Here is a 25,900-nt window from a genome sequence, read left to right on the forward strand (position 1 = left end):
AAACTTTTTCAAGCAAATTACAAGATAGATAATAGCGCCCCTGGAACCGGCGGACTACCCGTCGCCCGCCCCGCGCGGCGCGTTCCAGCCATTTAGGAGCAGAACCATGCAGCGGACTGAACCGAACGCTGTCGCCACGGCCGCCCCCGGCCGCTGGCTGGTGCTGGCCATCGTGTCCAGCGCCTTGTTGTTGATCGTGGTCGACATGACCGTCCTGTACACCGCCTTGCCCCGCCTGACGCACGAATTGAACGTCACAGCGTCGGCCAAGCTGTGGATCGTGAATATCTATGCGCTGGTCGTCTCGGGCCTGCTGCTGGGCATGGGCACGCTGGGCGACCGCCTGGGCCACAAGCGCCTCTTCATGGCGGGCCTGGCGGTGTTCGGCGTCGCGTCGCTGGCCGCCGCCTACTCGCCCGGCGCGGCCGCGCTGATCGCGGCGCGCACGCTGCTGGCGGTGGGCGCCGCCATGATGATGCCCGCCACCCTGTCCATCCTGCGCCTGACCTTCGCCGACGAACGCGAACGCGCGGTCGCCATCGGTGTGTGGGCGTCGGTCGCCTCGGGCGGGGCGGCCGTCGGGCCCGTCGTGGGCGGCGTGCTGCTGGAGCATTTCTGGTGGGGATCGGTGTTCCTCATCAACGTGCCCATCGTGCTGACCGCCCTGCCGCTTGCGTGGCGTTTCATCCCGGCCAGCCGCCCGGACGCCTCGCGCCCCTGGGACCTGATCGGCTCCCTGCAGGTGATGGCGGGCCTGATCCTCTGCGCCTACGCGCTGAAGGAACTGGGCAAGCCCGCGCCGTCGTGGCTGCATGCCGGCCTGGCCTGCGCCGCGGGCGCGTCGATGCTCGCCGTCTTCGCGCGCCGGCAGCGTGGGCGGCCCTATCCGCTGATCGACTTCGCCATCTTCCGCAACCGCGCCTTCAGCTCGGCCGTGGCGTCGGCGCTGTTCGCCGCGGCCGCCCTGCTGGGCATGGAACTGGTGTTCAGCCAGCGGCTGCAGCTGGTCATGGGCAAGTCGCCCCTGGAGGCCGCGCTCTTCATCCTGCCGCTGTCGCTGGCCGCCTTCGTTGCCGGCCCGCTGGCGGGCTGGCTGCTGGGGCGCGTCGAGAGCGCCCGCATGCTGTTCCTGTCGTTGCTGGTCTCGGGCATCGGCATGGCCGGCTACCTCCTGAGCTACGACGCCACGGTCCTGCCGCAAATGGCCAGCCTGTGCGTGCTGGGCGTGGGCATCGGCGCCACCATGACGGCCGCCTCCAGCACCATCATGCAAAGCGCCACGCCGGAGCGCGCCGGGATGGCGGCCTCGATCGAAGAAGTGTCCTATGAACTGGGCGGCGCGCTGGGCGTCACGCTGATGGGCTCCATCCTGTCGGGCGTGTACGCACGCTCGCTGGCGGTGCCCGACGGCCTGTCCGGATCCGCCGCCGCGCGCGACAGCCTGGACCAGGCGCTTCTCATCGCCAACGACGTGCCGGCGGACCTGGGCGCGGCGCTGGCGCGCCTGGCCCGGACGGCGTTCGACGCCGGGTATGCGGCCGTTCTCGCCACGGCCACGGCGCTGCTCCTGGCTACCGCGGCGTTCGTGCTGTTCAACCGCTGGCGGATGCGCACGTAACGCCGCGCCGTCCCGCCGCTCAGCCGTTGCGGAAGGCGTGGTCCATGTCCGCGATCAAGTCTTCCTCGTGCTCGAGCCCGATGGAAATCCGGATCAGCCCTTCGGACACGCCCGCCGCATCGCGCTCCGCGGCGGGAACGCCCGAATGCGTGGTGGACGCCGGATGGCAGATCAGCGATTCGGTGCCGCCCAGGCTCACCGCCGAGCGGAACAGGTGCAACGCGTTGATGAAGCGGAACGCCTTGGGCCGCCCGCCCTCCAGCACGAACGCGAACGTCGAGCCCGGCCCCGTGCACTGGCGCTTGTAGACTTCCTGGTAGGCTGGGTCGGCGATCAGTTCCGGATGGTAGATCCGCACCTTCTCGTGCGGATTGCCCGACAGCCATTGCGCCACCTTGGTCGCCGTGCGCGCCGCCTGCTTCATGCGCAGCACCACGGTTTCCATCGAGCGCGTGATCATCCAGCAAGAATGCGGATCGAGCTGCGAGCCGAACGCGCTGCGGATCGCCCTCACCTTCTTGATCAGCTCCTTGCTGCCCGTGACCGCGCCCGCCACCAGATCGCTATGGCCGCCCACGTATTTCGTGAGCGAGTACACGCACAGGTCGACGCCGTGCTCGGCGGGCTTCTGGAAGATCGGGCCCAGCAGCGTGTTGTCGCAGACCGAAATGGGGCGATAGCCGTGCCGCGCTTCGAACGCGTCCAGCTCGTTCTTCATCGCTTCGAAGTCGATCAGCGCGTTGGTCGGGTTGGCGGGCGTTTCCACATAGAACAGGCGGACCGGCCCCTTGGCCACCGCGGCCTCCAGCGCCTCGCGCATGCTGCTGGGCGACAGCCCGTCACGGATCGCATGCGAACCGATGCCCCACTCCGGAAAGATCCGGGAAATCAGGGTCTCGGTGCCGCCGTACAGCGGCACCGACTGCACCAGCTGGTCGCCCGGCCGCAGGAAAGCCAGGAACACCGCGCTGATCGCCGACATGCCGCTGGAAGTCACCGCCGCATCCTGCGAACCGTCCAAGAGCGCCAGCCGGTCTTCCACGATCTCCAGGTTCGGGTGGTTGAAGCGGCTGTACACCAGCCCCGCGGACTCGCCCTGCGGCAGAGGCTTGCGCCCCGACACCAGATCGAAGAAGGCCGCCCCGTCCTCGGCCGAGCGGAACGCGAAGGTGGAGGTCAGGAATACCGGCGGCTTGACCGCGCCCTCCGACAGGAAGGGGTCGAACCCATAGGACATCATCTGCGTTTCCGCGTGCAGCGGACGGCCGAAGATGTCCTTCTTGTGATAGCTGGAGTAACTCATGGTCTGCCTCTCTGGGTTTGCGGGCTGCCGGCAGGGACCGCCGGCACGAGCGCGTCACGCATGCGAAAACGATAGCGCCGGCGGCCCGGGTATGCATGGCAGTATGGCCGCGCGCGCAAACAATATTCTTTCCATTTCTATTGCCGGAAAGCCATAATGGGAAACAACATTTCCCATTAGAAGAACAGCATGAAAGACACTGCTTCGTTACATCAACTTGACGCGATCGATTGGAAAATCATGAAAATCCTTCAAGAAGATGGGCGGCTCAGCAACGCCGAGCTGGCCGAGCGCGTGTCGCTGTCCGCCTCCCCCTGCTGGAAACGCCTGAAGCGGCTGGAAACGTCGGGCGTGATCCGCGGCTACCAGGCCATCCTGGACCGCCGCGCGCTGGGCATGGGGGTCGTGGCCTTTGTCAGCATCTCGCTGGAGAACCATACGGAAAAAACCTGCCGCGCCTTCGAGGCCGGCGTGCTCGCCATGCCCGAGGTCCTGGCCTGCCATAACACCACCGGCCAGCACGACTATCTGCTGCATATCGTGGCGCGCGATTTCGACGCCTACTCGGAGTTCGTGCGCAATCGCCTGCGCCCCTTGCCCGGGGTGAAGGAATTGCTCAGCACGCTATCGATGCACGAAGTCAAGTCCTCGGCCAAGCTGCACCTGTGAGGCCGCCGGGGGGCTACATCGTGCCGGCCACCACGCGGTTGCGGCCCTGCCGCTTGGCTTGATAGAGGCCGCGGTCGGCCGCCTGGATCAGGTCGGTGTAGGGCTGCTCGCCCTCGGGCACGGCGGTGGCGGCGCCGATGCTGACCGTCAGCCAGGGGCCCGAACCCGCGTCCTTCTGCGGAATCTGCATGGCCTCGACGGCGCGCCGCAGCTTTTCGGCGGCCAGCCGCGCGCTGCCGGCCGGCGTGCCGGGCAGCACCAGCGCGAACTCCTCTCCCCCGAAGCGGGCCGCCAGGTCGGTGGACCGGTCGCAGCTGGCGAAAATGGTGTTGGCCACGCGCTTGAGCGCCTCGTCGCCGGCGATGTGCCCGTAGGTGTCGTTGTAGGACTTGAAGTGGTCCACGTCGATCATCAGCATGCTGATCTCGCGGGTGTTGCGGCGCGCGCGCAGCCATTCCGCGTTGAGGTATTCATCGAAATAGCGCCGGTTGCCCAGGCCCGTCAGGCCGTCGGAATTCGTCAGCCGGCGCAGCTCCATATTGCTTTCCAGCAATTGCTGCTGGCTCTGGCGCAAGGCCTGGTAGGCCTCGTCGCGCTGCACCAGCGCCAGGTAGGAACGGGAGTGGTAGCGGATGCGCGCCACCAGCTCGATCGAATCGGGCAGCTTCACCAGGTAGTCGTTGGCGCCGGCCGAGAAGGCGGCGCTCTTGATCGCCGGGTCTTCCTTGGTGGACAGCACGATGATGGGAATGTCGCGCGTCACGGGGTGGTTGCGGTATTCCTGGACCAGGCTCAGCCCGTCCACGCCGGGCAGCACCAGATCCTGCAGGATGACCGTGGGCCGGGTCTGGATCGCCACCGCCAGCGCCTTGTCGGGGTCGGAGCAGTAGTGGAAATCGATGTTCCCTTCCGTGACCAGCGCCCGTCTGATGGCCTCGCCAACCATCACCTGGTCGTCGACGAGCAACACCATGGCCGCGTGCGATTGCAGATTCGCCGCGGCCGAGCTGTCAATGGGAGGGTACATAATCAATCCTTCGTTTCTGGCAATGTCCGGCCGCTCAGGCAAAGGCCTGTATCAAGCGGGGAGCGATTTGGTCCAAGGGGCAGATCTCGACGGCCGCCTGCAGGGCCGCGGCGGCCTTGGGCATGCCGTAGACGGCGCTCGTGGCCTGATCCTGGGCAATGGTCAGGCATCCGCGTTCGCGCAGCGCGCGCAGCCCGCGCGCGCCGTCCTGGCCCATGCCGGTCAGCAACACGCCGGCCGCCTGGCCGCGCCAGTGCTGCGCCACGCTATGGAAAAAAACATCGATGGAAGGCCGGTACAGGCTTTCCTTGGGATCCTGGACATACCGCAGCGTACCATCGGCCTGCAGGCGCAGATGGTCGCCGGTGCCGGCCAGCAATATCTGGCCGGGTGCGGGCGATTCGCCTTCGCGCACCAGCCTGACCGGCAGCGCCACCTGATCGTTGAGCCAGTCGGCCATGCCCGCGGCGAACGACGCGTCCACGTGCTGCACCAGCACGATGCCCGCGGGGAAATCCGCCGGCACGCCCGCCAGCAGCTGCGCCAGGGCCGCGGGGCCGCCGGCCGAGGCGCCGATGACCAGCAGGCGCTTCGCGTCCGCCTGCGGACCGGGGCCCGCCACGGGGCTCAGGGCCGGGCGTTTGCCGTAGCGGCCGATCAGCCAGCCGATGTTGCGGATCTTGCGCAGCAGCGGCGCGGCGGCAACGCGTAGGTCGGCGCAGCCGACCACCGGCGTGTCCGTGGCGTCCAGCGCGCCGTGGCCCATCGCGTCGAAGACGCGCGAGGTATGGCGCGCGACGTCCGCCGTGACCACGACGATGGCACAGGGCGTTTCCGCCATGATGCGGCGCGTGGCCTCCACGCCGTCCATGACGGGCATGATCAGATCCATCAGCACCAGGTCCGGCCGGTCGCGGGCGCACTGGTCCACGGCCTCCTGGCCATTGGCCGCCACCCAGGCCACGGAGAGCTCCGGCTCCAGCGCGACCGCGCGCCGCAGCATCTCCACCGCCATCGGCATATCATTGACGATCCCGATTCTCACGTGTTCGCCTTTCCGATCAGGTCTTCCACGGCGTCGAGCAGCGCATCGTCATGGAAGCTGCCCTTGGCCAGATAATAGTCGGCGCCGGCATCCAGCCCACGCCGCCGATCCTCTTCGCGATCCTTGTACGACACCACCATCACCGGCACGGCCTGCAGCTTGGGATCTGCCTTGATGCACGACACGAGTTCGATGCCGTCCATGCGCGGCATATCCACGTCGGTCACGACCAGGTCGAAAACCTCGCTGCGCAGCATGTTCCAGCCATCCATGCCGTCCACCGCCACGGCGACCTCGAAACCGCGGTTCAAGAGCAGCTTGCGTTCGAGTTCGCGCACCGTCAGCGAATCGTCCACCACCAGCACGCGCTTGCGGCGGCGCGCCTGGGCAGACGCCCCCGGCCCGTCCACCCGGGTCAGCCGCCCGCCTTCCACGAGCTTCTGGACCGACACCAGCATGTCTTCCACGTCGAGGATCAGCAGCGGCGTGCCGTCGTCCATCAACGAACCCGCCATGACGTCCTGCACCTTGCCCAGGCGCGGATCCAGCGGCTGCACCACCAGCGTGCGCTCGCCCACGTAGCGATCCACGGCGATGCCGTAGAGCCGGTCGTGGCCGCCCACCAGCACCACGCAGACCGACTCCGTGAAAGGCGCGGGCTCGCCCGCGCGCAGGATCTGCCGCGCCGACACGAGCCCGATCTGCCGGTCCATGAAGCGGAAATGCTGATGCCCTTCCAATTGTTCGATGTCTTGCGCACGCACCTGCAGGGCATGGTTCACGTAGGCCAGCGGGAAGGCGTAGATCTCGTCCTGCACTTCGACCAGCAGGCTGCGCACCACGGACAGCGACAGCGGCATCTCCAGCATGAAGCGCGTGCCCTGCCCCGTCTGCTGATGGATGCGCACGGCCCCGCGCAGCTGCCGCACCATGGTCTGCACCACGTCCAGCCCGACGCCCCGGCCCGAGATCTCGGTAACCTCGCCGCGCGTGCTGAACCCGGACAGGAACAGGAATTCCAGCAGTTCGGCCTCGGTAAGCTTCGCGGCCGTCTCCGGCGCGGCCAGCTTGCGGCGCACGACTTCGGCGCGCAGCCGTTCCGGTGAAATACCGGCCCCGTCGTCGCTCAGCTCGATCAACAGCATGCCCGCCGCATGGCGCGCCGACAGCCGGATCAACCCCTCCGGCGGCTTGCCCGCCGCCACCCGGGCGGCGGGCATTTCAATGCCGTGGTCCACCGCATTGCGCAGCAGGTGCGTCAGCGGCGCGTCCAGCTTCTCCAGGATGTCGCGGTCCACCTGCGTGGACTCGCCTTCGATCTCCAGCCGCACCTGCTTGCCCAGCGAGCGGCCCAGGTCGCGGACCATACGCGCCAGGCCGCCCACGCTATCGCCGAAGGGCCGCATGCGGCAGGCCAGCGCGGTGTCGTACAGGCGTTGGGCCAGGTGGCCCATGCGCCAGCCAAATTCGTCGACCTCACTGGTGCGCTGCGAAAGCTCCTGCTGGCATTGATCGACGATGCGATAGGCATCGTCCAGCGCGGCCTGCGCGCGAGCGTCCAGCGCCTGTCCGGCCAGGGCGGCGCGCACGCCGTCCAGCGCCTGCACCGCGCCCGCCTGCATGCGGCGCAGGCGCAGCATGGACGCGCCGAACGGCGCGATCCAGTGCGATTCGACCAGCGTTTCGCTGGAGAGGCCCAGCAATTTGTTGAGCGTGTCCGCGGTCACGCGCAGCACGCGCTCGCCATCGCCCAGCCCCAGGTCCGAACTGCGCCGAGCCGGCAACGCGACGCGGGCCTCGGCGGGCGGAGGCTCGTCCGGCACCTGGACCGGCGGCGGGAAATCGAAGGGCCGGGGCGTGCCGGGCGCTGCCGGCGCGGCCTGCGGCGGATGGGCCGCGCCGCTCAGCCTGGCGACAAGGCCGTCGATCTCTCCGCTCAGTTCAACGCCCGGCGTGGCCACGCGTTGCAGCAGGTCGGTGCCCAGCAGCAAGGCGTCGATATCGGCGGCCTGCAGGCGCAGGCGCCCTTCCTTCGCCTCCACCAGGCAGTCTTCCATGGCGTGCGCGATGCGCACCGCGGGGTCCAGGTCCACGATGCGGGCGGCGCCCTTGAGCGAATGCGCCGCCCGCATGCAGGCTTCCAGCTGCGGCGCCGAGGTTGGATCCTGCTCCAGCGCCAGCAGGCCGTTGTTCAGCACCTGCACCTGGGTGCGGGTCTCGAGCTGGAACAATTCCAGGAGCGACGCGTCGCGCATCTGTTCCGGGTTCACGCCAGGCTCCGTTCCAAAGCTTGCATCAGCAAGGTGTCGTCCAATACGCCCACGGCGCGGCCGCCGCAGCGCGCCACCCCGCGCGAATACTTCAGGCTCGCGCCCTCGACCGTCGCCGGCAAGGCTTCGAGCCGGCCCAGGTCGACGGCATGAAGGCCTTCGACCTCGTCTACCGGCAGCACCACCGCCCTGCCCGCGCCGCCCAGGATCAGCATCTGCGCGGCGCCAGGACGCCCATGCACGTCCGCAGCCGCGCCATCCAGGCCCAGCAGCCGCGCCAGCGACACGCAGACGGTCAGCGTCCCGCGCACGTTGGCCACGCCCAGCATCGCAGGATCGCGCCGATGCGGCAAGCTCAGGATGCGGCGCATGCCCGTCACTTCGTCCAGCTTGCGGGTCGGCAACCCCAGCCATTCGCGCTGCACGCGGAACACCAGCAGCGAAGACAGGTTGCCCCGATCTTCGGCGATGGCGCGGCCGTCGTCGTCCTCCATCTGCGGCGGCAGGCGGTCCAGGATGCGTTTGGCCGCCACGGCGTAGACGGGACAGTTGCGGCAATGCACATGGTCCGGCAACTGCGTACAGCTCTTGTCGCCGCGGATACCGATGCGGTTCCAGCAATCGTCCACGTCGGACAGCGTGCCTGTCTGATCACTCACGTCGCGCCTCCTCGCGCGCCGCGCGCGCCTGCAGGCGGCGGGCGCCCTCGTGATCGCCGTCCGACGCGACCAGCGCGGCCAGGTGCAGCAGGGCCTCGCGGTGCGTGGGGTCCAGGTAGAGCGCCTTGCGGTAGGCGGCCTGCGCCAGGCGCGCGTCGCCCGCGGCGTCCTGCAGCAGCCCTTGCAGATACAGCGCCTCGGCGCTGGCCCCGTGGGTATCGATATGGGCGCGGCACTGCGCCATGGCGTCGCGCACCCGCCCCTGGTCCGCCAGGGCCGCGATGCGGCGCAGCGACGCCTGCGCGTCTGGCTCCATCGCCGGCCCGGCAGGCGCTGCGGCCAGCGGCAGCGGCAATCCGGGCGCGGGCGCCTGGCGCACGGGCCGCCTGGGCGGCGTCCAACTGTGCACGAAAGGCCGCGCAGCCGGCGGCGCCGGCGCTGCCGCGGGCGGCGGCAAAGCCTGCGCCCGGAAGGCGAACGACCGCGCGATCGGCACCGCCGGCAAGCGGCGCGCGGTCAGCAGGCTGGTCTCGGCCGGGCCGACGAAAAGCGCGCCGTCGTCCCGCGTGAACCGCAACAGCACCTGCACGGCGCGCTCCTGCGTGGCCGCGTCGAAGTAGATGAGCAGGTTGCGGCAGAAAACGAAGTCGTACGGGGCGGCGCCGGCCAGCAGATCGGGATCGAACAGATTGCCTGGCCGGAACCGGACCCGGCCGGCCACGTGCGCCGCCAGCTGGTGGCCATCGGCCGTTTCGGAAAAATAGCGGTCGCGATACGCCAGGCCGTCGCCCCGGAACGAATTCCGGCCGTACACGGCACGCTGCGCGAATTCGACCATGCGGATGCTGATGTCGATGGCGTCCACCTGGAAGCGCTCGGCCGGCACGCCCGCGTCCAGCAGCGCCATGACGATGGAGTAAGGCTCTTCGCCGCTGGAGCACGGCACGCTGAGTACGCGCAAGACGCGGTTCTCGGCCCCGGCGGCGAACAGGCGCTCGCGCGCCAGCGCAGCCATCGCGGCCTGCGACTCGGGATACCTGAAGAACCAGGTCTCGGGCACGATGACGGCTTCGATCAGCTGCTGCATTTCATCGGTCGAGGCCTGCACCCGCAGCAGGTAGTCGCGCTCGTCGCCGACACCGGCCGCGCCCATCCTGCGGCGCACCGCGCGCTCGACGGCAGCCTTGCCGATGGAGCCGCTGTCCAGCCCCATCCGCCGCTTGAGCAGCGCGCTGAAATCGTCGACGAGCATCATGGCCGCGCCTCGCGGGCGTCCGCGGGGAACAGCAGCGCGCGCACGGGCGCGGGCAGCAGGTCGTCCACGGTAACGGCCTGCACCATGCCCCGGGCGTCGCTCAGCACAGGCCCCAGATAGCGGGCGTCCGGGTGATCCAGGCCGCTGGGCTGGAACGCGGCCGGATCGAAATGCGCGGTTTCGGTCGCCTGTTCCAGGATCAGGCCTAGCAGGCGACCCTGTGCCTGCGGACCGCTCAGGTAGTGCACCAGGGCCAGCCGCGTGCTGGTCACGGCGGCGGCCGCGCCGCGCCCCGCCAGCGCGCTCATGTCGATGACGGGAATGGCCGTGCCCTGGCGATCCAGCATGCCCGCCACCCAGGCCGGCGCGCCGGGCACCTGCTTCAGGACGCGCAGGCCCAGCACCTCGGCGACGCCGCCCGCATCCAGCGCATAGCGGTCATCGCCGATGCGAAAGAGCAGGTACAGCCGGCGCCTGGCCGCGGAGGGAGCGCGATCCGCCATAGCCGCCGTCACACCTTGAAGCGCGACACGCCGCTGCGCAGGTCGTTGGCCACCAGCGTCAGTTCTTCGATGGCCAGCGTGGACTGGCGCAGGGACTCCACGGTCTGCTGCGCTGCGTCGCTCAGTTGCTGCAGGGCCTGGTTGATCTGCTCGGCCCCCGTGGCCTGCGCCTGCATGCCTTCGTTGACCATCTGCACGCGCGGCGCCAGCGTCTGCACCTGCTGGATGATCTGCGAAAGCTGGTCGCCCACCTGCTGCATGTCGGCCATGCCGCGGCGCACTTCCTCGGAGAACTTGTCCATGCCCATGACGCCGGCGGAGACCGATGATTGGATCTCGCGCACCATCTGTTCGATGTCGTAGGTGGCGACGGCGGTCTGGTCCGCCAGGCGGCGGATCTCGGTGGCCACGACGACGAAGCCGCGGCCGTACTCGCCCGCCTTCTCGGCTTCGATGGCGGCGTTCAGCGACAGCAGGTTGGTCTGGTCGGCCACTTTCGTGATCGTGGTCACGACCTGCGTGATGTTGCCCGCCTTCTCGTTCAGGATCGCCAGCTTGGCGTTGACCGTACCGGCCGCGCCCACCACGTTGCGCATGGTGTCTTCCATGCGCGCCAGCCCGACCTGGCCGCTGCCGGCCAGCGCCGCGGTCTGCTCGGCGGCGCCGGACACTTCGGCCATGGTGCGGACCAGTTCGCGAGAGGTAGCGGAAATTTCGCGCGACGTGACGCCGATCTCGGTGGTGGTGGCGGCCACTTCGGAAGCGGTGGCCTGCTGCTGCTTGGACGTGGCCGCGATTTCGGTAACCGAGGTCGCCACCTGCACCGCCGAGCGCTGCGTCTTGCCGACCAGCCCGGTCAGCTCGTCGACCATGCCGTTGAAGCCGGTTTCGATGGCGTTGAATTCATCCTTGCGCGCCAACTTCAGGCGGCGGGTCAGGTCGCCGCCGCCCGTGGATTCCAGTGTCTTGACGATGTCGCGCATGGGGTTGGCGATCGCGCGCATCAGCATGAGACCGCAAAGAATGGCCGCCACGATGGCCATGACCAGCGACACCAGCATGCCGACTTCCGCGCTCTCGACGGACTTCCGGATGGAAACGGCCGCCTCGTCGGCCTGCTTCTTGTTTTCGACCACCATCCTGGCGAGGATGTCCCGGCCCTTGTAAAACGCGGGCCGCAGTTCCGACGTGATGCGCGCCTGCGCCCGCTCCGGGTCCGCCAGCGCCGCGGGCGCGAGGATATCGGCGCGGATGCGCTTGTATTCCTGCAGTTCCCGTTCGAACTCCTCGAACATCACGCGGTCGTCCTCGCGCGAAACGGTGCGGCGATACTGCGCGATGTGATCCTCGAGCAGCTGATCGTTCTTGGGCAGCGCTTCCAGGGCGTCGCGGCGCTCCTGGTCCGTGTCCGTGCCGAAGGCGTCCTGCACCACCACGAAGCCGGCGAACCAGGAGGCGCGGATCGAGGTGCTGTAGTAGATGCCGGGGACGGCATCGCTGTTGATCAACTCGGCCTCGGATTCGATGACCAGCAGCCGCCGGTAATCGACCACCACCATCAGGGCCATGATGGCCAGAATGACCAGGAAGCTGGCCAGGATGCGCTGGCGGAGTGTCAGATTCTTCATGCCGGGAAACCTTTACGCAGTGTCGACTCGCCGATTCGGCCGAAATATCCAGGAACAAGATAGAGCGCGCAGCCCGTCCGCGTATTACGGGATGTGGAGTTCGTCGGCAATTATTGCAAAGGCGAGGGCTGCCAGCCACGAAAAACGCCGAAACGGCCCCTGCGGGGGGCCGTTTCGTCGGAAAAAAGCAAAGCTTGCTTACAAGGACTTGTGTTTTGGCGCGCCAATGCGTACCGGAGCCGTCGGGCGGGTTACTGCCAGAGCGCGGCCGGCGGCCGGTCCTCTACCCAGTTCCGCGCCTGCCCGTAGGCATGCGCCAACCGCAGCACGGCCAGGTCGCCCCGGGGCGGGCCGACCAATTGCATGCCCATGGGCAGCCCGGCGCCATTGAACCCCACCGGCACGCTGATCACCGGGCAGCCCGCCAGCGTCCAGGGCGTTACCGTCTCCATCCAGCGGTGGTAGGTATCCATGGGGCGGCCGGCGATCTGCTTGGGCCAGTCCAGCTTGGCGTCGAACGGAAATACCTGCGCCGACGGCACCGCCAGGTAATCCACTTCATCGAACATGCGCAGCACCGTCTGATACCAGGCGCTGCGCTCCTCGGTGGCCTCGTAGACCTGCCGCGCCGTCATGCCGTCCAGCCCTTCCACTTCCCAGATCAGCGCCGGCTTGACCAGCTTGCGCGTCTCGGGGTTCTTGACCAGGGCATGGAACTGCCCGCCCACCATCAGATGGCGATGGGCCAGCCAGATCCGCCACAGCCGGTCGCCCGCGAACGGCACCCGGTAGTCCACCGCCTCGCAGCCCACGGCCGCCAGGTCGCCCAGGGCCCGTTCGCACAGATCCAGGATGCCCGGCTCCATGGGCAGGTAGCCATTCCAGTCGCCCAGCCAGCCCACGCGCTTGCCGCGCAGGTCGGCGTCCAGCGTCTGCGCGAACTGCGCCGGATCGTCCGACAGCGACAGCGGGACGCGCGGATCATGGCCGGCCATCACGGACAGCAGCATGGCCACGTCGCGGGGCGTGCGCCCCATCGGGCCTTCGTAGGACAGCTGCTTCAGGAACACTTCGGGCGCCGGGCCGAAGGGCACGCGCCCGGCCGACGGCCGCATGCCGTAGACGTTGCAGAAGGCGGCCGGATTGCGCAGCGATCCGCCGAAATCGCTGCCATCCGCCACCGGCAGCATGCGGGCCGCCAGCGCCGCCGCCGCGCCGCCGCTGCTGCCGCCGGCGGTCCTGGACGGGTCATAGGGATTGCCGGTGGTGCCATACACCTGGTTGTAAGTATGCGACCCCAGCCCGAACTCCGGCACATTGCTGCGGCCGATGAAGAGCGCGCCGGACGCCCGCATGCGCTCGATCATGATCGAGTCGTGCGGCGTCACCAGGTCCTTGTAGACGAGCGACCCCATCGAAGTGACCATGCCGCGCACCGCCGTTAGGTCCTTGGGCGCCTGCGGCATGCCGTGAAGCCAGCCCAGCCACTGGCCCGCGTCCAGCTGAGCATCGCGCTCGGCGGCCTCGCGCATCAGTTCGTCGCTATCGCGCCGGGCGACGATGGCATTGAGCTTGGGGTTGACCCGGTCGATATGCGCCAGATAGGCGGCCATGACCTCGCGGCAGGACACCTGGCGCAGCCGGATGGCCTCGGATAGCGCGTGGGCGGGCATGGCCACGATGTCGTTCAGCGGGATGGACGCGGGGGTGGCAGTAGGCATGCTTGTCTCCTTGTGGCGCTCCGCCAGCCAGGCGGACGCAGACGAAATACTACCCAAACCCGAGGGGCCGCGCCCGTGCCGGCCCGGGAGCCGGGCTGATCACTCCACCCGCCACCAGCCCGGCAACAGGCCGCGGACCTTGGCGCGCCGGTAGCGGTCGTCGATCAGGTGCACCGTGCCGACGTCCTGCTCGGTGCGTATCACCCGGCCGGCCGCCTGCACCACCTTCTGCATCCCGGGATACAGGTAGGTGTAGTCGTAGCCGTTCTCTTCGCCGTAGCGACGGTCCATGGCGCGCTTGATGTGCTCGTTCACGGCGTTCACCTGCGGCAGCCCCAGCGTGGCGATGAAGGCGCCGATCAGGCGCCTGCCCGGCAGGTCCACGCCCTCGGAGAAGGCGCCGCCCAGGACGGCGAACCCGACGCCCTGCCCCGTTTCGGAGAACCGCGCCAGGAACCCGGCGCGGCCGGCCTCGTCCATGCCCGGCGTCTGCATCCAGATGGGCACGTCCGGATGGCGTTCGCGCATCAGGTCCGATACACGGCGCAGGTAGTCGAAGCTGCTGAGGAACCCCAGGTAGTTGCCCGGCCGTTCGGCGTACTGCCGCGCGATCAGGTCGACGATGGGCGCAAGCGAACGCTCCCGGTCGCGAAAGCGCGTGGACACATTGCCCACCACCCGCACCGCCAGCTGCTCCGCCTGGAACGGCGCGTCCACGTCGATCCAGGCCGCGGCCGGCGGCAGGCCCAGCGTGTCGCGGTAGAACTGCTGCGGACTGAAGGTGCCGGAAAACAGCACGGTGGCGTGCGCGCCCGCGTAGCGTCCCGCCAGATACGAGGCGGGGATCACGTTGCGCACGCACAGGGTCGAAGGCGGCGTCTTGGCGCCGGCGCCCGCGGCGTTCAGGGTCACGTCGAACAGCGCGTGCGGCCCGAACTGCTCGGCCAGGCGCATGAAATGCAGCGCTTCGAAGTAGAAGGCCAGCACGGGATCGTCCTGCGGCAGGGGCGACAGGCCCATGTGGTCGGTGATGGCGGCCACCGCCTTCTGTACCGCCGCAAGCACGCCGGCCGGAGCCTCGTCGTAGGCCTGGTAGGCTTGCGCCTGCTTTTTGTTCAAGGCGTTCCAGGACCGGTTCAGGCCGTCGAGCGCCTTCTTCAGCGGCTTGGGCGCCGCGTAGCGGGCGGCCGCCAGCGCCGTCTGGTCGAGTTCGCCCGTGTACATGCGGCGCGCGCGGTCCACCAGGTTGTGCGCCTCGTCCACCAGCACCGCGACCTTCCACTGGTGGGCCTGGGTCAGCCCGTGCAGCATCGCGGTGGCGTCGTAGTAGTAGTTGTAGTCGCCCACCACCACGTCGCTCCACCGCGCCATTTCCTGCGACAGGTAATAGGGGCACACCTGGTGTTCGTCGGCCGTGCGGCGCAGCGCGGCGGCGTCCAGCCGGACGTGCTGCAGCGCGGCCTCGCGGGCGGGCGGCAGGCGGTCGTAGAAGCCCTGGGCCAGCGGGCAGGATTCGCCGTGGCAGTCTTTGTCGGGATGCACGCAGGCCTTGTCGCGCGCCTGCAGGTCCAGCACCCTCAGGCACGGGGCGGCCGGCTGCGCATTGACGGTTTCCAGCGCCTCGAGCGCCAGGGCGCGGCCCGGCCCTTTGGCGGCCAGGAAGAAAATCTTGTCCAGCCCCGAGCCCGGGCACGCTTTCAGCAAGGGAAAGATCGTGCCCAGCGTCTTGCCGATGCCGGTGGGCGCCTGCGCCATCAGGCACCCGCCGTCGCGCGCCGTCCGGTACGCCGCCACGGCCAGTTCGCGCTGCCCGCTGCGGAACGCGCCGTACGGAAAAGCCAGCGCTTCCAGCGCCGCGTCGCGCGCCTGCCGGTGCGCCAGTTCGGCCGTGGCCCAGGCCAGGAAACGGCCGCACTGTTCCTGGAAGAACGCCGCCAGCGCCGCCGCGTCGTGCGTTTCCGTCAGCACGGTTTCTTCCTCGGTGACCACGTTGAAGTACACCAGCGCCACGCGCAGCTGCGTCAGCCCCCGCGCCTGGCACAGCAAATGTCCGTAGACCCGGGCCTGCGCCCAATGGGCTGCCCGGTGGTTCTCGCGCACACCGTCCAGCCGGCCGCGATACGTCTTGATCTCTTCGAGCTGGTTCGCCGCGGGGTCGTAGCCGTCGGCGCGGCCACGCACCAGCAGGTTCTCGTGCTGGCCGGACAGCGCCACCTCGGTTTCATAGCCCGGCCCGCGCCGGCCTGCCACCGCCACATGCCCCGCCATCCCCTCCAACCCGCTCGGCGCCGGCGTAAAACGCGAATCCAGGTCGCCGGCGCGCGCCGTGAACTCGCACAGCGCCCGTACCGCCACGGTGTATTTCATCTTGGGCCCGTTCCAGGATGGATACTCCGCTTCAGAAGGCCGCTGGCGCGCATCGTGTGGCGGACCGCCGTCATTCCGTGTCCTCCCGCCAGCTCACGTGGCAAACGCTGACCGGCATCCCGTGCGCAACGCAGTATTCGAGCCAACGGATCTGGTTGTCCTGCAGCTTGTCGCCCGGCCCCTTGACCTCGATCAGTTCGTAGCGCCGCTCGCCCGGCCAGAAGCGGACGAGGTCCGGCAGGCCCGACCGGTTAGCCTTGACGTCGCGCAGCAGCCGCGCGAAAAACAGCTTCAGGTGCGCCGCGGGCAGGCAATCCAGGGCCTGCGCCAGCAGCGGCTCGGACAGCGCCCCCCAGAACACGAACGGCGACTGCACGCCGCGCTTGCCGGCGTAGCGCGCCAGGATCGTGTCGCGGTAGCCGGGGGTATCGAGCTGCGCCAGGCATTCGGCGAAGCGCGCTTCGCGCCGCAAGTGGAAGTCGGGGGAATCCAGATCGGCGGGCCCGCGCTGGAACGGATGGAAAAACGCGCCGGGCACGGGTTCGAACACCGCCGGCCAGCACAACAGACCGAACAGCGAATTGATGAGCGCGTTCTCGACGTAGTGCACAGGCGCGTCGTCGCGGTGCAGGTGGTCGCGCGCCACGAATTCGACCGACGCGGGCTGCATGGGCCGAGGCAGGCACAGGTCCGTGCGCGCCATCGCGGGCAGCCGCCGGCGCGCGGGGGCCGCCTGCCCCGCCCCGCGCAGCAGGCGCGGCATCATCCGCGCCAGCCGCTGGCTTTCCTCTTCGCTTTCCGGTGCGGCCTGCGCCTGCGCCGCCAGCGCCAGCGCGTCGCCGAACCGCGCCATGCGTTCATACACGCGGATGCGCCGATGGCGCGCGCCCGGATAGGCGCACAACGCGTACACCCGCTGCGCGGCCTCCCAATCCTGGGTGCGCTCGCAGGCCTGGCCGATACGTAGCAGCACCTTGCCGCGCCGCTTCTCCAGCCAGGCATTGCCGCTGGCGCAGGCGTCGACCGCCGGCAACAGCGCATCGACCGCCGCCCCGTCCTCCAGGGCCTGGCGGCACGCGTGCAGCGCCAGGTAGCGGTCGACGTCGGCGCGGGCCTGGAACGCGCGCGACGCCGCATCGAACGGCACGGTCTCGTACTGGAACACGCCCAAGTCCGCCAGCACGAACTCCGACCAGTCCTGGCGCAGATTGCCGAAGAACATGAGGCGGAACCGCTCGCACTGGTCCGCCGCCATGACACGCCACACCGGTTCCCCTGCCTGCGGGTGCCACGCCGCGTAGGGCTGCGCCTGCGGGTGGCACGGCCGCAGCACTTCCAGCAGCTCGGTCTTGCGGACGCCGGGTTTGACCGGCGTGCCGGGGAACAACGCCACGAGCTCGGCCTTGGTATGCAGGCCGAAGAGCTCGTCCAGCGTCATGGGCGCGTCGGCATCCAGCCAACCCAGTGCCGCCAGCGGCGCGGCCGCCTCGCGGGTGCCTGGGATTTCCTCGTAGGCCAGCCGGGTGGCGCGGAACCACGGCCCGCGCCGCATCAGCATCCGCACCATCAGCGCCCGCGACGCCTGCGGCAAGGCCTGGAAATCCGCCAGGAAGCGGAGTTCGGCGTCGTCCAGCAGGTCGGCGTAGCGCTCGGCGATCCACGCCAGCGCGCGCTCGAAATTGTGCAGGTAGTAGTAGCGGTGCGGAGGAAACATCGGCGCGGCCGGATAACTGGGTATTTATCCAGTAATCATAGCAGGCCGGCCGGCTTGCCGCCGTCCGGAACATGGCGGACGATGTCAAAGCCCTCGTCTTCGGATGGCTCCACGAAATACGCCGTGATCGCGTCGTACTGCGCATCGGTGGTGGTGAACGGATGCGTGCCCGAGGCATTGCGCGCGCGCAGCCGCGCCTTGCATACCGCATCGGGCACGTCCAGGTAGTGCAGCCGATGGGCGCAACCGGCCTGCGCCGCCACCTCGCGCAGCCATTCGCGGCTACGCCGGGTGTTGGCCGGGAAGTCCAGCACCACCGACAGGCCTGCCCCGGCGAGCGAGGCGACGTGTTCGCCGATCGCGTTGCGCAGCCGGGCGGCGCAGCGGCCATAGTCCGTCACGTCCAGGATCTCGCCGGGATATAGCGCCGCCAGCCAGCGGTCTTCGCTGAGCAGCAGCGTCGCGGGCCGGGACGCCAGTTCGGCGGCCAGCGTGGATTTGCCGGCGCCGATCTTGCCGCACAGAAAGTGCAGGGTTGGCGCCGCAGCGCAGGAGGTGGAAGGGGATGATGGCATTGGGGCTCCTGGGAACGAAGACCAGAAGGCGGGAGACCAAACAAAAAACCCGCCTCTGGCGGGTTTGTCTGGCAATGTGCTGACGCGCGCTAACCCACCCTGCTTGCGATGGCGGGAATAATTCGGGCGAACGAAGATTGCGGGCGCGTCATGAAAAAAATGATGCGCCCGACCGGCGCGCCTGTCAAATCGCCGCGGCCGGCCGCGCCGGAAAACCTAGGTCTCCCGGCGCGGACCAGGCTGGCGTCAGCGGGCCGGCTGCGGCGCGGCGCCGACTTCCTCGCGCACCTTGGCCACGTCGGCGGCGCTGACCGCCGCTGCCTTGTTGCCCCAGCTGGACCGCACGAAGGTCACCACGTCGGCGACTTCCTTGTCGGTCATGCGCCAGTCGAAGCCCGGCATCGCATACGCGGTCGGCGCCGCCGACGTCCCCGGCATCTGCGCCCCCTTGAGCACGATGTGGATCAGGGAGGCGGGATCCGCCGAGTTCACGGTGGAGCTGAGCGCGAGCTGCGGGAACGTTTCCGAGTAGCCCTTGCCCGTGCTGCGGTGGCAGGCCGCGCAGTTGTTGAGGAAGGCCATCGCCCCGTCGCTCTGGTCCTTGCCGGCGCGCAGCGCCTGCGCCGCGGAATCGTCATAGGCGAGCGGCTTGGTCGCGTCCTTGTTCACCGGCGGCAGGCTCTTCAGGTACACGGCGATGGCGTTCACGTCGGCGTCGGACAGGTGCTGCGTGCTGTCGCCCACCACCTGCGCCATACCGCCGAAGGCCGCGGAATGGCCGTTGCGGCCGGACTTCAGGAAGGCCGCGATGTCCTCCTTGCTCCAGCTGCCCAGGCCGTCGGTCATGTCGCCCCGCAGGTTCTTGGCGAGCCAGCCTTCGACCACGCCGCCCGACAGGAAGGCCGAGCCGTCCGCCTCGGTCAGCGCCTTTTCCTGCAAGGCGAAGCCGCGCGGCGTATGGCAGGTGCTGCAATGGCCCAGGCCTTCCACCAGGTACTGGCCACGCAGCAACGCGTCGCGGTCGGCGCCCTTCAGGTCGCTCGCGGCGGGCCCGCTCACGGCGTCCGGCGCGAACATCCAGCGCCACACGCCCAGCGGCCAGCGCATCGACAGCGGCCAGGTGATGTCGGTGTCCTTGTTGGCCTGCTTCACCGGCGGGACGCCATGCATGAAGTAGGCATACAAAGCCTTCACATCGTCGGGAGTGACCTTCGCGTAGGCCGTGTACGGCATGGCCGGATACAGCGAATGCCCGTCCTTGGCCACGCCGTGGCGCACCGCCCGGTCGAAATCCTCGTACGAGTACTCGCCGATGCCGGTTTCCTTGTCCGGCGTGATGTTGGTGGAGTAGATCGTGCCCAGCGGCGACTCGATGCCCAGCCCGCCCGCGAACGGCTTGCCGTCCTTCGCGGTGTGGCAGGCAATGCAGTCGCCGGCGCGCGACAGGTACTCGCCCTGCTTGATCAGCTGCGCGTCGGCAGCGGCCGCGGCGGGCGTGCCATCCGCCGCCCACGCCGAGCCCGCAACCAGGGCGGAGATTGCCGCAACAATGGTCTGCTTAATCATTGTTCCGTCTCCTTACGCCTGGACCAGCGGGCCGGGGTTCTTCAGGTACTGGTCGCGTATCGCCTGCGCGGACCAGAAGGCCAGCGCCCCGACCAGGCCCGTCGGGTTGTAGCCCATGTTCTGCGGGAACACGCAGGCCCCCATCACGAACACGTTGGGCACGTCCCAGCTCTGCAGGTACTTGTTGACCACGCTTTCCTTCGGATTGGACCCCATAATGGCCCCGCCCGTGTTGTGCGTGCTCTGGTAGACCCGGGTGTCGTAGCGCGCGCCCTTCTTGCGCACCCCCACGGCGTACTTTTCGGGCTTCATGGCCTTGGCCACTTCTTCCATGCGCTTGCCCATGTAGCCCAGCATGTCGAACTCGTTGTCATGCCAATCGAAAGTCATGCGCAAGAGCGGCTGGCCGAAGGTGTCCTTGTAGGTCGGGTCCAACGACAGATAGGCGTCGCGGTACGACATCACCGAACCGGAAATGCCTATGGACATGTGGCGCTGGTAGGCATCCTGCACCCCGGCCTTCCAGCCCGTGCCCCAGCTGGGCGTACCCGGCATGGTGGGCGTCTGCTTGATGGGACGGCCGCCGTAGCGCACGTGGCGGATGCTGGCGCCGCCCAGGAATCCCAGCGGGCCGTGGTCGAACTGGTCGCCGTTCAGGTCGTCCATGCCCACGCCGCCCGCGCCCGTGCCCACGAAGGGATTGAGCTGGGTGCCCTTGGGCAGCAGCACGCTGACCGCGCCGTTCATCTGGTACGCGTAATTCTTGCCGACCACGCCTTCGTTGGTCTTGGGGTCGTAAGGCTTGCCGATGCCCGACAGCAGCAGCAGGCGCACGTTGTGCATCTGGTAGGCCGACAGGATCACCAGGTCGGCGGGCTGATCCACCTCGCGGCCTTGCGCATCGATATAGGTCACGCCCACGGCCTTCTTGCCCGTCGAATCCAGGTTGACCTTGATCACGTGCGATTGCGTGCGCAGCTCGAAGTTGGGCTTCTTCAGCAGCACCGGCAGAATGGTCGTCTGCGGCGATGCCTTCGAATACATATAGCAGCCGTAGTTCTCGCAGAAGCCGCAGAAATTACAGGGCCCCAGGCGCACGCCATACGGATTGGTGTAGGGGCCGGACGCGTTGGCCGCGGGCGCCGGGTACGGATGGAAGCCGACCTCGCGCGCGGCCTTGTCGAACAGCTGAGCGCCATAGGTGGTGGTCAGGGGCGGCAGCGGGAATTCCTTGCTGCGCTTGCCTTCCAGCGGGTTGCCGCCTTCCACGATCTGGCCGTTCAGGTTGCCGGCCTTGCCCGAGGTGCCGCAGACGTACTCGAACTTGCTGAAGTACGGTTCCAGTTCGTCGTAGGTCACGCCGAAATCCTGGATGGTCATGCCTTCGGGAATGAAGTCCTTGCCGTAGCGCGTCTCGTAGCGCGTGCGCAGTTCCAGTTCTTCGGGCAGCACGCGGTAGTGCATGCCGTTCCAGTGGAAGCCCGCCCCGCCCACGCCGGTGCCCAGCAGGAACGAACCGTTCTGGCGGTACGGCACGGCCACGTCGTCCACGCCGTGGCGGATGGTCACGGTTTCCTTGGACAGGTCCTGGAACAGCTTGCCGCGCACGGAGTACGCCAGCTCGTCGATCACCTTGGGGTACTCGGCGTCCTTGGGCGTGTCCTGCATGCCGCCGCGCTCCAGCGCAAGCACGTGCAGGCCGGCCTCGGTCAGTTCCTGGCCCAGGATCGCGCCGGTCCAGCCGAACCCGACCAGCACCGCATCAACTTTCTCTTTTTTGATCGCCATGGCTCAGCCCTTCTCCCCAGAGATCGAAACGGGACCGTAGGGGTACTTCACGTTGGGCTGGTCCGCCCAGTCCATGTAATCGGCGCGCGCCCCCGGGAAACCCACCATCTTCCAACCCACCATGTCCTTGTTGCCGCCATACATCGGATCGGCGAAGAACCCTTCCTTGGTGTTGGAAAGCAGGAAGCTGAAGAACGTCCTGGACGGAACGGTCTCGAACACGATCTTGCCGCCCTGCAGGTCCTTGAGGATCTGCTCCTGCAGCGGCTTGTCGAGGTCGGCGTAGACCTTGCCGTGCGTTTTCATGCACCAGGCGTCGCAGGCTTCGATGCCGTTGCGGTAGACCTGGCGCGGATTCTGGTTCAGCTGGTAGCCCAGTTCCGGCACCACGTCGGGATGGAACGGCCCCTGCATGTACCAGAGCTTGCCGTGGCCGAACGGGGTCTCCATCTGGCGGTCGATGAACTCCGGCACGCCGGCTTCGATGGCGCCGGGGCCATACTCATCGGCGGGAATCAGGTGGTCGACCGCCGCGACGATGAAGGCCCACTCGGCCTTCGTGAAATAGGTGGGTTCATAAGGCTTGGCCGCTTGCGCCGTAGCGTTTTCCGACCCGCTGGTACAGCCGGTGGCCATTGCGCCCACCGCCAACGTCGACGCCGGCACGATGGCCAACGCCTGCAGGAACCGCCTGCGCGGCTTTGCGTCTTCTGTCATAGACATCTCCGTGATTACTTCCAGTTGTCCTAGCGCGCTAGCGAACATGAACCTGGAAACACGAACCGCCGAGCTAGTGACAACACGCTCTTCGCTTACAGAAAATCGACTTTTCTCGTGAAAGGGGACACAAGAAAAGGTGCCGACATTATGCGCTCTTTCGACCATCTGATACGCTCATACGACCATATCAGTTCGATTTTCTTGACATGGAAATGTCTTTTGCTTTAAGGACTACGTAAGAAGCCCGCCAATGCGGGCTTTTTCTGACAAGGCGATGAACGATTCCGACCATGAATGACAAGACCAAGACCTGGCGCAGCACCACGACGACGCGCAGCTGGACCGCCACCAAGGGCACCGCGTCCGAGCAGCGCGAAGACATCGCAACCCTGCTGGACGGCGCGACGGTCAGCGAAACCTGGAGCTACGCCGGCATCGAAGACGGCGAACCCTTCAAGGTCGACATCAAGGATGGGGCCGTCACGCTCAACGGCCGCGAATACGACAGTCTGGATGCGGTGCCGCGCGCGCAGCGCGAACGCATCGAAGCGCTGCGCGCCGGCCAGGGCGGCGGTGACGTATGGCAACTGCTGCGCCAGGCGGGAATCGACGTGAATGAACTGGCGCCGGACCTGCGAGAAGGCGGAGCCAAGCCCGGGTTCTCGATCGAAACCGAAGGCGCCGCTTCCGCACAGGCCCCTGCCGCGCCATCGCATCGCGCCAGCGCGGCGCCCGAGGCCTCGCTGTCCCCGGGCGCCGTGCCTGCCGGTGGCGGCGGCCTGCGCCGCACGCTGCTGATCGGCATCGCGGTCGGCCTGGGCTGGTGGGTGGGCCGGGCGCTGAACCTGTTCTAGGCCTGCGCAGGCCCGCCTTCGGGCCCGGCCTGTTTCACGTATTCGCGGGCGATTTCCGCGGCCACCTCGGCCAGCGCCCGCGCCCATTGCGCCTCTGCGTCGGGATGCATGAGCTCGATGGGAAAAGTCCAGGCCAGGCTGCCTACCAGCGCGCCGTCGTCGAGCAGGATGGGGACCGCCACGCCGCCCAGGCCCGGCGCGATCTGTTCGTGGCTGATGGCGAAACCGGCCTTCCGGATGCCCGCCAGCGTGCGGCGGAATTCGCTCCAATCCTGGCCCAGCCCCGCGGCCGCGATCTCGTGGGCGCTGCGCAGATAGACTTGGCGGATCCGGTGATGCGGCAGCGAGGCCAGCAACGCCAGCGAGCCCGATCCCTGGAACAAGGGAAACGGCTGCCCCCGCCCGCGCAGGATCACCATGCGGCGGCCCGCGTGCTCCAGCATGTCGGGTCCTTCCTTGTAGATGCAGAGCACCTTGTCGTCATACAGGTTCTGCAGCAGGTAGGCGCTGTCTTCGCGCCGCCGCCCCTTCAGCACCGCCCTGCCCGCCAGATAGAGCGGGTCGCTCAGGGCCAGCAGGCGTTCCAGTTCAATGATGCGCGGCCCCAATCCGTACATGCCGCCCGCCATTGACGCGAGCAGTCCCGCGTCGCACAGCTCCTTTAGGTAGCGGTACGCCATCGAGCGCGAATAGCCCAGCCGCGCGCTGACGTCGTCGCTCGTCAGCCTGGGGCTTTCCAGAGTGAACAGGTCCAGGACATCGAAGGCGCGGGCAAGGCTGGAAGACATAGGCGGCAGTAGCGGTCGGGCGTCAGGGATGAACCCCGCGAGTGTAGCCGACCTCCATAAAATTTTAATCAAATCCTACTATTTAGAATTTTGACAAAAATTTATTATACGGGATATCATTAAAAACAAGCTGTTCCACGCCGCCCCCCGCAACCTTTGCAGGCCCCGCGCATGCCCAACAAGCCCCTGACCGGACGCGTTCCCCCTGAAGCCATCCGCCTGATGGCGTTGCCGCGCCTGCCGGCCGGCGTACTGCGGCGCTATGCCGCCTTGGATGACCTGGCGGGCGCGGTGTCCGACGCCATGGACAAGCTGGGCCTGTACGGCGCCGTTCCCGCGAGCGTGCTGGCGCCGACCCTGCCCGGCCGCCGCGTGATCGGCCAGGCGGTGACCGTACGCAATATCGAGCGCGAAGACACGCCCACCGCGGCCGCGCAAGGCGGCGTCGGCAAGATGGGCGAACACGAGGCCTACAACCTGGCCGAGCCCGGCGACGTGGCGGTCATCCAGGGGTTGCCGGGCATCTCCAATCTCGGCGGCCAGTCCGCCTCCGTCGCCAGCCGCAAGGGCTGCGCGGGCGCCATCGTGGATGGCGGGCACCGCGACCCCGCCGCATCCCGCGAACTGGGCTTTCCCATCTGGTCGCGCGGCCCCACCCCCATCACCGGCAAATGGCGGCTGCGCACGGTTGAAATCAACGGTCCGGTGCGCATCGCCGGCATCGGCGTGCAGGCGGGCGACCTGGTCGTCGCCGACGAGGCCGGCGTGGTCTTCGTTCCCTATGCCCACGCCGAGGCAGTGCTCGAAGAAGCCGAGCGCATACACGCCGGCGACACGCGCCAAAAAGCCGACATCGCGCGCGGCGTCGACCTCGCCACCCTGGCCGCCACCCGCTACAAGTAGCCCCTCGTTCCTTCCCTTACCCGAGCCCCGCCTATGACTCCCGACATCCAATGCGTCGTCCAGAGCGCCGACATCCTCGGCGAAGTGCCGCTATGGTGCGACCGCAGCCGCCGCCTGTGGTGGATCGACGTGCGCCGTCCCGCGCTGCAGTCCTATGATCCCGCCACCGGCCGGCACACGGCGCAGCGCCTGCCCGAAACGCTGCTGGTCGGCGCCATCGCGCTGCGCGAGGCGGGCGGTTTCGTGCTGGCGACCAACCGCGGCCTCTACGTCTACGATCCGGCCGGCGGCCAGGCGCCCGAACTCATCGTCAACCCGGAGGCCGACAAGCCCGAGAATCGCCTGAACGACGGCAAGTGCGACCGCCGCGGCCGCTTCTGGGTGGGCAGCATGCAGGACCAGAAGCGCGAGCCCAAGGGCACGCTGTATCGCCTGGACGCGGACCGCCAGTGCCACGCCATGCTCGACGGCTTCGTGCTCCCCAACGCGCTGTCCTGGAGTCCCGACGACCGCAGCATGTATTTCGCCGACACGCACAACCAGGTGATCTGGGCATTCGACTTCGACATCGACGACGGCGCCATCTCGAACCGCCGGGTCTTCAAGGACTGGACCCAGCAGCCGGGCCGTCCCGACGGCGCGGCGGTGGACACGGACGGCTGCGTCTGGAACTGCATGGTCGCCACCGGCCAGCTGGTCCGCCTGACGCCGGACGGCCGGGTGGATCGCGTCATCCAGCTGCCCGTCACCAACCCCACCTGCCCCGCCTTCGGCGGCGACGGGCTGGACACGCTGTACATCACCAGCCACTCGCAGCGCCTCGCGCCGGGACAGCTCGCCGCGGAACCATACGCGGGCGGCCTGTTCGCGCTGGACGTCGGCGCACAAGGACTGCCCGAACCGCGCTACCGCGGCTGAACCCGGAAA

General features: G+C 68.2%; 21 protein-coding genes. 5 read left to right on the top strand and 16 right to left on the bottom strand.

Going from position 1 to position 25,900, the window contains the following annotated elements; translation table 11 throughout:
• Positions 1-106 precede the first annotated feature (106 nt).
• Positions 107-1,618, top strand: coding sequence for an MFS transporter (locus tag AGI3411_RS15600; RefSeq protein WP_129528280.1), 1,512 nt, complete (start codon positions 107-109; stop codon positions 1,616-1,618).
• A 19-nt stretch (positions 1,619-1,637) separates the two neighbouring features.
• Here the strand turns inward: AGI3411_RS15600 and AGI3411_RS15605 are convergent, their stop codons facing one another.
• Positions 1,638-2,921 carry a cystathionine gamma-synthase family protein gene (locus AGI3411_RS15605; protein ID WP_129528281.1) on the bottom strand — a complete coding sequence of 428 codons (1,284 nt, stop codon included), beginning with the start codon at positions 2,919-2,921 and terminating at the stop codon, positions 1,638-1,640.
• Positions 2,922-3,110: 189 nt separating this feature from the next.
• Between AGI3411_RS15605 and AGI3411_RS15610 the strand changes: the two genes are divergently transcribed.
• Positions 3,111-3,590, top strand: coding sequence for an Lrp/AsnC family transcriptional regulator (locus tag AGI3411_RS15610; protein WP_129528282.1), 480 nt, complete (start codon positions 3,111-3,113; stop codon positions 3,588-3,590).
• Positions 3,591-3,603: 13 nt separating this feature from the next.
• On the opposite strand, the gene AGI3411_RS15615 is transcribed toward AGI3411_RS15610, so the two are convergent.
• The 14 genes from AGI3411_RS15615 to AGI3411_RS15680 form a co-directional block, all read right to left on the bottom strand.
• Positions 3,604-4,617 carry a response regulator gene (locus tag AGI3411_RS15615; RefSeq protein ID WP_129528283.1) on the bottom strand — a complete coding sequence of 338 codons (1,014 nt, stop codon included), beginning with the start codon at positions 4,615-4,617 and terminating at the stop codon, positions 3,604-3,606.
• Between the two features lie 34 nt (positions 4,618-4,651).
• Complete coding sequence (gene cheB / locus AGI3411_RS15620) at positions 4,652-5,662, bottom strand: chemotaxis response regulator protein-glutamate methylesterase (RefSeq protein WP_129528284.1); 1,011 nt, start codon at positions 5,660-5,662, stop codon at positions 4,652-4,654.
• Entirely contained in the window at positions 5,659-7,932 is a 2,274-nt protein-coding gene (locus tag AGI3411_RS15625) for a hybrid sensor histidine kinase/response regulator (RefSeq protein WP_129528285.1), read from the bottom strand. The genes cheB and AGI3411_RS15625 overlap by 4 nt, the downstream gene beginning before the upstream one ends.
• Positions 7,929-8,591 (bottom strand): chemotaxis protein CheW, encoded by a 663-nt coding sequence (locus AGI3411_RS15630; RefSeq protein WP_129528286.1) that lies wholly within the window; start codon positions 8,589-8,591, stop codon positions 7,929-7,931. The genes AGI3411_RS15625 and AGI3411_RS15630 overlap by 4 nt, the downstream gene beginning before the upstream one ends.
• Positions 8,584-9,846 (bottom strand): CheR family methyltransferase, encoded by a 1,263-nt coding sequence (locus tag AGI3411_RS15635; protein ID WP_129528287.1) that lies wholly within the window; start codon positions 9,844-9,846, stop codon positions 8,584-8,586. Before AGI3411_RS15635 ends, AGI3411_RS15630 begins: the two co-directional genes overlap by 8 nt.
• Positions 9,843-10,349: a chemotaxis protein CheW gene (locus AGI3411_RS15640; RefSeq protein ID WP_129528288.1), complete on the bottom strand. Its 507-nt coding sequence runs from the start codon at positions 10,347-10,349 to the stop codon at positions 9,843-9,845. Before AGI3411_RS15640 ends, AGI3411_RS15635 begins: the two co-directional genes overlap by 4 nt.
• Positions 10,350-10,357: 8 nt before the next feature.
• A complete protein-coding gene (locus AGI3411_RS15645) occupies positions 10,358-11,977 on the bottom strand; it encodes a methyl-accepting chemotaxis protein (protein ID WP_129528289.1) in 1,620 nt (539 codons plus the stop codon).
• A 251-nt stretch (positions 11,978-12,228) separates the two neighbouring features.
• On the bottom strand, positions 12,229-13,674 hold the full coding sequence (locus AGI3411_RS15650) for an amidase (RefSeq protein WP_165359189.1): 1,446 nt from the start codon (positions 13,672-13,674) through the stop codon (positions 12,229-12,231).
• A 123-nt stretch (positions 13,675-13,797) separates the two neighbouring features.
• On the bottom strand, positions 13,798-16,065 hold the full coding sequence (locus AGI3411_RS15655; RefSeq protein WP_129528291.1) for an ATP-dependent DNA helicase: 2,268 nt from the start codon (positions 16,063-16,065) through the stop codon (positions 13,798-13,800).
• Positions 16,066-16,135: 70 nt separating this feature from the next.
• Complete coding sequence (locus AGI3411_RS15660; RefSeq protein ID WP_129528292.1) at positions 16,136-17,779, bottom strand: VRR-NUC domain-containing protein; 1,644 nt, start codon at positions 17,777-17,779, stop codon at positions 16,136-16,138.
• Between the two features lie 35 nt (positions 17,780-17,814).
• The gene (locus tag AGI3411_RS15665) at positions 17,815-18,354 is read right to left on the bottom strand and encodes a P-loop nucleotide/nucleoside kinase family protein (RefSeq protein WP_129528293.1); all 540 of its coding nucleotides are present in this window, start codon (positions 18,352-18,354) and stop codon (positions 17,815-17,817) included.
• Between the two features lie 246 nt (positions 18,355-18,600).
• Positions 18,601-19,920 (bottom strand): c-type cytochrome, encoded by a 1,320-nt coding sequence (locus AGI3411_RS15670; protein WP_129528294.1) that lies wholly within the window; start codon positions 19,918-19,920, stop codon positions 18,601-18,603.
• 12 nt (positions 19,921-19,932) lie between these two features.
• A complete protein-coding gene (locus tag AGI3411_RS15675; protein WP_129528295.1) occupies positions 19,933-21,708 on the bottom strand; it encodes a GMC family oxidoreductase in 1,776 nt (591 codons plus the stop codon).
• Between the two features lie 3 nt (positions 21,709-21,711).
• Positions 21,712-22,425, bottom strand: coding sequence for a gluconate 2-dehydrogenase subunit 3 family protein (locus AGI3411_RS15680; RefSeq protein WP_129528296.1), 714 nt, complete (start codon positions 22,423-22,425; stop codon positions 21,712-21,714).
• A 293-nt stretch (positions 22,426-22,718) separates the two neighbouring features.
• Here AGI3411_RS15680 and AGI3411_RS15685 point away from each other — a divergent pair, with 293 nt between their 5' ends.
• On the top strand, positions 22,719-23,282 hold the full coding sequence (locus tag AGI3411_RS15685) for a hypothetical protein (RefSeq protein WP_129528297.1): 564 nt from the start codon (positions 22,719-22,721) through the stop codon (positions 23,280-23,282).
• On the opposite strand, the gene AGI3411_RS15690 is transcribed toward AGI3411_RS15685, so the two are convergent.
• Complete coding sequence (locus AGI3411_RS15690; RefSeq protein ID WP_129528298.1) at positions 23,279-24,070, bottom strand: IclR family transcriptional regulator; 792 nt, start codon at positions 24,068-24,070, stop codon at positions 23,279-23,281. The genes AGI3411_RS15685 and AGI3411_RS15690 overlap by 4 nt on opposite strands.
• Before the next feature lie 171 nt (positions 24,071-24,241).
• On the opposite strand from AGI3411_RS15690, the gene AGI3411_RS15695 reads away from it, so the two are divergent.
• Both AGI3411_RS15695 and AGI3411_RS15700 read left to right on the top strand, forming a co-directional pair.
• Positions 24,242-24,973, top strand: coding sequence for an RraA family protein (locus AGI3411_RS15695; RefSeq protein WP_129528299.1), 732 nt, complete (start codon positions 24,242-24,244; stop codon positions 24,971-24,973).
• Between the two features lie 33 nt (positions 24,974-25,006).
• Positions 25,007-25,891: an SMP-30/gluconolactonase/LRE family protein gene (locus tag AGI3411_RS15700; RefSeq protein ID WP_129528300.1), complete on the top strand. Its 885-nt coding sequence runs from the start codon at positions 25,007-25,009 to the stop codon at positions 25,889-25,891.
• Positions 25,892-25,900: the final 9 nt, after the last annotated feature.

Origin of the sequence: Achromobacter agilis (assembly GCF_900496965.1) — a bacterium.
Taxonomy (GTDB): Bacteria; Pseudomonadota; Gammaproteobacteria; order Burkholderiales; family Burkholderiaceae_B; genus Achromobacter; species Achromobacter agilis.

What these genes read in the sequence shown, in the direction of transcription:
- AGI3411_RS15600 (WP_129528280.1), top strand. Translation starts at nt 107, where the DNA reads ATGCAGCGGACTGAACCGAACGCTGTCGCCACGGCCGCCCCCGGCCGC.
- AGI3411_RS15605 (WP_129528281.1), bottom strand. Translation starts at nt 2,921, where the DNA reads ATGAGTTACTCCAGCTATCACAAGAAGGACATCTTCGGCCGTCCGCTG.
- AGI3411_RS15610 (WP_129528282.1), top strand. Translation starts at nt 3,111, where the DNA reads ATGAAAGACACTGCTTCGTTACATCAACTTGACGCGATCGATTGGAAA.
- AGI3411_RS15615 (WP_129528283.1), bottom strand. Translation starts at nt 4,617, where the DNA reads ATGTACCCTCCCATTGACAGCTCGGCCGCGGCGAATCTGCAATCGCAC.
- AGI3411_RS15635 (WP_129528287.1), bottom strand. Translation starts at nt 9,846, where the DNA reads ATGATGCTCGTCGACGATTTCAGCGCGCTGCTCAAGCGGCGGATGGGG.
- AGI3411_RS15640 (WP_129528288.1), bottom strand. Translation starts at nt 10,349, where the DNA reads ATGGCGGATCGCGCTCCCTCCGCGGCCAGGCGCCGGCTGTACCTGCTC.
- AGI3411_RS15645 (WP_129528289.1), bottom strand. Translation starts at nt 11,977, where the DNA reads ATGAAGAATCTGACACTCCGCCAGCGCATCCTGGCCAGCTTCCTGGTC.
- AGI3411_RS15655 (WP_129528291.1), bottom strand. Translation starts at nt 16,065, where the DNA reads ATGAAATACACCGTGGCGGTACGGGCGCTGTGCGAGTTCACGGCGCGC.
- AGI3411_RS15660 (WP_129528292.1), bottom strand. Translation starts at nt 17,779, where the DNA reads ATGTTTCCTCCGCACCGCTACTACTACCTGCACAATTTCGAGCGCGCG.
- AGI3411_RS15665 (WP_129528293.1), bottom strand. Translation starts at nt 18,354, where the DNA reads ATGCCATCATCCCCTTCCACCTCCTGCGCTGCGGCGCCAACCCTGCAC.
- AGI3411_RS15670 (WP_129528294.1), bottom strand. Translation starts at nt 19,920, where the DNA reads ATGATTAAGCAGACCATTGTTGCGGCAATCTCCGCCCTGGTTGCGGGC.
- AGI3411_RS15675 (WP_129528295.1), bottom strand. Translation starts at nt 21,708, where the DNA reads ATGGCGATCAAAAAAGAGAAAGTTGATGCGGTGCTGGTCGGGTTCGGC.
- AGI3411_RS15680 (WP_129528296.1), bottom strand. Translation starts at nt 22,425, where the DNA reads ATGACAGAAGACGCAAAGCCGCGCAGGCGGTTCCTGCAGGCGTTGGCC.
- AGI3411_RS15685 (WP_129528297.1), top strand. Translation starts at nt 22,719, where the DNA reads ATGAATGACAAGACCAAGACCTGGCGCAGCACCACGACGACGCGCAGC.
- AGI3411_RS15690 (WP_129528298.1), bottom strand. Translation starts at nt 24,070, where the DNA reads ATGTCTTCCAGCCTTGCCCGCGCCTTCGATGTCCTGGACCTGTTCACT.
- AGI3411_RS15695 (WP_129528299.1), top strand. Translation starts at nt 24,242, where the DNA reads ATGCCCAACAAGCCCCTGACCGGACGCGTTCCCCCTGAAGCCATCCGC.
- AGI3411_RS15700 (WP_129528300.1), top strand. Translation starts at nt 25,007, where the DNA reads ATGACTCCCGACATCCAATGCGTCGTCCAGAGCGCCGACATCCTCGGC.